Origin of the sequence: Streptomyces sp. IBSBF 2435 (genome assembly GCF_036815005.1) — a bacterium.
Lineage (GTDB): Bacteria > Actinomycetota > Actinomycetes > Streptomycetales > Streptomycetaceae > Actinacidiphila.
In genome coordinates, this window is the sequence record NZ_JAJSYW010000277.1 from 1 (window position 1) to 6173 (window position 6173).

2 protein-coding genes are annotated in these 6173 nt (G+C 70.2%); one reads left to right on the plus strand and one right to left on the minus strand.

Annotated elements, in window-relative coordinates:
• Positions 1-2915 (plus strand): discoidin domain-containing protein (locus tag V7E46_RS31800; RefSeq protein WP_333771654.1); only part of this gene is annotated, 2915 nt, incomplete at its 5' end.
• Positions 2916-3089: 174 nt separating this feature from the next.
• Here the strand turns inward: V7E46_RS31800 and V7E46_RS31805 are convergent.
• A partial coding sequence (locus V7E46_RS31805) for a discoidin domain-containing protein (RefSeq protein ID WP_333771655.1) occupies positions 3090-6173 on the minus strand: 3084 nt, incomplete at its 5' end.

Consider the following 6173-nt stretch of genomic DNA (forward strand, 5'->3'; position numbering starts at 1 on the left):
CCCGCTGGTCCAGCGCGGCGGCCGACCCGCAGTGGCTCCAGGTCGACCTCGGCGCGACGGCCACCGTCTGCCAGGTCGTGCTCAACTGGGAGTCGGCGTACGGCACCGCCTTCAAGATCCAGGTCTCGGACAACGCGCAGGCGTGGACCGACGCCTACTCGACCACCGCCGGCACCGGCGGCAACCAGACGCTCACCGTCAACGGCACCGGCCGCTACATCCGGCTGTACGGCACCGCTCGCGCCACCGGATACGGCTACTCCCTCTGGGAGTTCCAGGTCCACACCAGTGGCGGCGGCACTCCCCCCACCACGCCGACCGACCCGGGCAACCCCGGCGGCGGTGACTTCTCCGGCTCGGTGATCTCCGCCTACAAGCAGGTGTCGGCGTCCTCCTACGAAGGGGGCAACGCCCCGGCCGCCGCCCTCGACGGCCGGGCCAACACCCGCTGGTCCAGCCTGTCAACCGACGCCCAGTGGCTCCAGGTCGACCTCGGCGGCACCGGCACCATCAGCGGCATCGTGCTCAACTGGGAGTCGGCGTACGCCACCGGCTACCACCTCGAGGTGTCCGACAACGGCACCACCTGGACGTCGCTGTACACCACCGCGGCGGGCAAGGGCGGCATCGAGAAGCTGCCGCTGACCGGCAAGGGCCGCTACGTGCGCTTCACCGGCACCGCCCGCGCCACCGGATACGGCTACTCCCTGTGGGAGTTCCAGGTCTACGGCACGCTCGACACGTCCACCGCGACCCCGCCGCTGCTCTCCGACCCGACCAAGGCCCCGGCCACGACCGGCCAGTTCCAGCTGGCCGCGCCCGCGGACAAGGCCATGGTCACCACCACCCGCCGCCCGGTCCTGAGCTGGAACGCGGTCAGCGGCTCCGCCCACTACGAGGTGTGGCTCAACCTCAGCCGCACCGACTACGACTTCACCGCGTCCGGCAACCTGCTGGACCTCTACACCAAGGTGGCCGAGCCCACCGGCACCAGCTACACGCCGAGTTGGGACATCACCGACCGGTGGACGTACAAGTGGTTCGTGGTCGCGGTGCCCGGTTCCGGCGCCAAGACGACGTCCAACATCCGTACGTTCAGCGTCTACCTGCCCGACGTCGAGCAGGTCGCGGACGGTGTCAACGTCATCAACGGCGCCCGCGACCTCAACAAGGACGGCACGATCGAGCCGTACGAGGACTGGCGCCAGCCGGTCGACACCCGGGTCAGCGACCTTCTCAGCCGGATGACGCTGGAGGAGAAGGCCTATCAGATGTTCTACAACGTCCAGACCTATCCGATGTCCGGCTGGCACTTCGGCCCCGCGCAGCCCGCGGACCTGAACCAGGTGCTGCTGTCCACGGCCGCCACCCGGCTGGGCATCCCGCCGGTCTCGGCGGGCGACACCACGGCCGGCTACCAGACGACGTATCCGCTGCAGAGCACGCTGGCGGCGGGCAAGGACTACCCGCTCGACTACAAGCTCGGCGACATGCAGCGCAAGGAGGAGCTGGAGGTCGGTGCGCGCGGCACCCTCTCCCCGCTCGCCGAGGTCGGCACCAAGGTGCTCTACCCGCGCATCCAGGAAGGCGGCGGTGAGAACGCCGACGTCGCCGCGGCCCAGCTGCGGGCACTGGTAGCGGGCCTCCAGGGCGGTCCCGAGCTGAACCCGGGCTCGGTGCTGGCGACGGTCAAGCACTGGCCGGGCGAGGGCGCGGGCGGCGAGGCCGGCATCGTCTACGACGCGGTCAGCATCAAGTACCACATGATCCCGTTCCGGGCGGCGATGGAGGCCGGCGCGGTCAACATCATGCCGGGCTACGCGGGCAGTTCGTACCTCGACCCGGGCGGTCCCGGTGCGGGCGACAGCGCGAAGATCCTCACCTACCTGCGGCAGAACCTGGGCTATACCGGTCTGATCACCACGGACTGGCTGCCGTCCACCGCGTGGATCAACGCGGCGAACGCGGGCTCCGACGTGATGGGCGGCGCCGACCCGGGCGCCGCGGACTTCACCATGGCGAGCTTCCAGCAGCAGGTGCCGCTGGCCAGGATCAACGACGCGGTGACGCGGATTCTCAAGCTCAAGTTCGAGCTGGGCATCTTCGACCACCCCTACGGCGACCCGGTGAACGGCCCCTACCGCTTCCACCAGCCCAGCTACACGGCGCTGGCCAACCAGGCGGCGCGCGAGTCGGACACGGTACTCAAGAACAACGGGGTGCTGCCGGTCAAGCTGAAGGCGGGCGACAACATCGTGGTCGCCGGTCCCCGGGCCACCGACGGGGCCGCCTGCTGCATCTGGTCGAGCTACTTCCACCCGGACTACGGTTCGCTGGACATGCTCGACGCGATCAAGGCCAGAGCCGCGACGGCCGGGGTCAACGTCTACCAGGACACCGGTCCCGCGCCGAAGCTGGCGATCGTGAACGTCGGCGAGCCGTCGTACACGCACGCCACCAACTGGCCCGACACCCAGCCGTACCTGCCGGCGGACCAGCTCGCCCTGATCCAGAACTTCAAGAACCAGGGCATCCCGGTGGTGGTCGTGCTGACACTGCCGCGGCCGATCGTGATGAGCGACTGGAACAACCTGGCCGACGCCATCGTGGTGACCTACCGCGGCGGCGAGGAGGTCGGCCCGGCGACGGCCAGCCTGCTGTTCGGGGACTTCACCCCGCGCGGCAAGCTGCCCTGGCAGATGCCCAGAAGCCTCGACCAGGTGCTCAAGCCGGGCGGCGGTGACAACCAGGCCGACGCGAACGAGGCCTGGGACCTGCCGTACGACCTCGGTGCGACCGCCGCCGAGCGGGCGGACATCCGGGCGAAGATCGACGCGGGACAGACGGTGCCGACCACGTACGGCAACCCGCTGTACGCCTACGGAGCGGGGCTGACCAGCTGGGCCACCGGCTGACCTGCCCGCGGAACGCCGGCCGCGCTCCCGGGCTTGTCCCGGCACGGGAGCGCGGCCGGTTCAGGCCGCCGGGGTTGGCTTGTGCGATCGCACAAGCCAACCCCGGCGGCCTGAACCGGCCGCGCTCCCGTGCCGGGACAAGCCCGGGAGCGCGGCCGGCGTTCCGCGGGCAGGTCAGCCGGTGGCCCAGCTGGTCAGCCCCGCTCCGTAGGCGTACAGCGGGTTGCCGTACGTGGTCGGCACCGTCTGTCCCGCGTCGATCTTCGCCCGGATGTCCGCCCGCTCGGCGGCGGTCGCACCGAGGTCGTACGGCAGGTCCCAGGCCTCGTTCGCGTCGGCCTGGTTGTCACCGCCGCCCGGCTTGAGCACCTGGTCGAGGCTTCTGGGCATCTGCCAGGGCAGCTTGCCGCGCGGGGTGAAGTCCCCGAACAGCAGGCTGGCCGTCGCCGGGCCGACCTCCTCGCCGCCGCGGTAGGTCACCACGATGGCGTCGGCCAGGTTGTTCCAGTCGCTCATCACGATCGGCCGCGGCAGTGTCAGCACGACCACCACCGGGATGCCCTGGTTCTTGAAGTTCTGGATCAGGGCGAGCTGGTCCGCCGGCAGGTACGGCTGGGTGTCGGGCCAGTTGGTGGCGTGCGTGTACGACGGCTCGCCGACGTTCACGATCGCCAGCTTCGGCGCGGGACCGGTGTCCTGGTAGACGTTGACCCCGGCCGTCGCGGCTCTGGCCTTGATCGCGTCGAGCATGTCCAGCGAACCGTAGTCCGGGTGGAAGTAGCTCGACCAGATGCAGCAGGCGGCCCCGTCGGTGGCCCGGGGACCGGCGACCACGATGTTGTCGCCCGCCTTCAGCTTGACCGGCAGCACCCCGTTGTTCTTGAGTACCGTGTCCGACTCGCGCGCCGCCTGGTTGGCCAGCGCCGTGTAGCTGGGCTGGTGGAAGCGGTAGGGGCCGTTCACCGGGTCGCCGTAGGGGTGGTCGAAGATGCCCAGCTCGAACTTGAGCTTGAGAATCCGCGTCACCGCGTCGTTGATCCTGGCCAGCGGCACCTGCTGCTGGAAGCTCGCCATGGTGAAGTCCGCGGCGCCCGGGTCGGCGCCGCCCATCACGTCGGAGCCCGCGTTCGCCGCGTTGATCCACGCGGTGGACGGCAGCCAGTCCGTGGTGATCAGACCGGTATAGCCCAGGTTCTGCCGCAGGTAGGTGAGGATCTTCGCGCTGTCGCCCGCACCGGGACCGCCCGGGTCGAGGTACGAACTGCCCGCGTAGCCCGGCATGATGTTGACCGCGCCGGCCTCCATCGCCGCCCGGAACGGGATCATGTGGTACTTGATGCTGACCGCGTCGTAGACGATGCCGGCCTCGCCGCCCGCGCCCTCGCCCGGCCAGTGCTTGACCGTCGCCAGCACCGAGCCCGGGTTCAGCTCGGGACCGCCCTGGAGGCCCGCTACCAGTGCCCGCAGCTGGGCCGCGGCGACGTCGGCGTTCTCACCGCCGCCTTCCTGGATGCGCGGGTAGAGCACCTTGGTGCCGACCTCGGCGAGCGGGGAGAGGGTGCCGCGCGCACCGACCTCCAGCTCCTCCTTGCGCTGCATGTCGCCGAGCTTGTAGTCGAGCGGGTAGTCCTTGCCCGCCGCCAGCGTGCTCTGCAGCGGATACGTCGTCTGGTAGCCGGCCGTGGTGTCGCCCGCCGAGACCGGCGGGATGCCCAGCCGGGTGGCGGCCGTGGACAGCAGCACCTGGTTCAGGTCCGCGGGCTGCGCGGGGCCGAAGTGCCAGCCGGACATCGGATAGGTCTGGACGTTGTAGAACATCTGATAGGCCTTCTCCTCCAGCGTCATCCGGCTGAGAAGGTCGCTGACCCGGGTGTCGACCGGCTGGCGCCAGTCCTCGTACGGCTCGATCGTGCCGTCCTTGTTGAGGTCGCGGGCGCCGTTGATGACGTTGACACCGTCCGCGACCTGCTCGACGTCGGGCAGGTAGACGCTGAACGTACGGATGTTGGACGTCGTCTTGGCGCCGGAACCGGGCACCGCGACCACGAACCACTTGTACGTCCACCGGTCGGTGATGTCCCAACTCGGCGTGTAGCTGGTGCCGGTGGGCTCGGCCACCTTGGTGTAGAGGTCCAGCAGGTTGCCGGACGCGGTGAAGTCGTAGTCGGTGCGGCTGAGGTTGAGCCACACCTCGTAGTGGGCGGAGCCGCTGACCGCGTTCCAGCTCAGGACCGGGCGGCGGGTGGTGGTGACCATGGCCTTGTCCGCGGGCGCGGCCAGCTGGAACTGGCCGGTCGTGGCCGGGGCCTTGGTCGGGTCGGAGAGCAGCGGCGGGGTCGCGGTGGACGTGTCGAGCGTGCCGTAGACCTGGAACTCCCACAGGGAGTAGCCGTATCCGGTGGCGCGGGCGGTGCCGGTGAAGCGCACGTAGCGGCCCTTGCCGGTCAGCGGCAGCTTCTCGATGCCGCCCTTGCCCGCCGCGGTGGTGTACAGCGACGTCCAGGTGGTGCCGTTGTCGGACACCTCGAGGTGGTAGCCGGTGGCGTACGCCGACTCCCAGTTGAGCACGATGCCGCTGATGGTGCCGGTGCCGCCGAGGTCGACCTGGAGCCACTGGGCGTCGGTTGACAGGCTGGACCAGCGGGTGTTGGCCCGGCCGTCGAGGGCGGCGGCCGGGGCGTTGCCCCCTTCGTAGGAGGACGCCGACACCTGCTTGTAGGCGGAGATCACCGAGCCGGAGAAGTCACCGCCGCCGGGGTTGCCCGGGTCGGTCGGCGTGGTGGGGGGAGTGCCGCCGCCACTGGTGTGGACCTGGAACTCCCAGAGGGAGTAGCCGTATCCGGTGGCGCGAGCGGTGCCGTACAGCCGGATGTAGCGGCCGGTGCCGTTGACGGTGAGCGTCTGGTTGCCGCCGGTGCCGGCGGTGGTCGAGTAGGCGTCGGTCCACGCCTGCGCGTTGTCCGAGACCTGGATCTTGAAGGCGGTGCCGTACGCCGACTCCCAGTTGAGCACGACCTGGCAGACGGTGGCCGTCGCGCCGAGGTCGACCTGGAGCCACTGCGGGTCGGCCGCCGCGCTGGACCAGCGGGTGCCGGTGTTGCCGTCGACGGCCGCGGAGGCGGGGGTGCCGGCGTTCTCGGTGGACGACGCGGTCGCGGTCCTCCCTTGCGCCGCGTTGTCGGTGCCGCAGGCGGTGGGTCCTGTGGTGCCGCTGGTGCCGTAGACCTGGAACTCCCAGAGGGAGTAGCCGTATCCGGT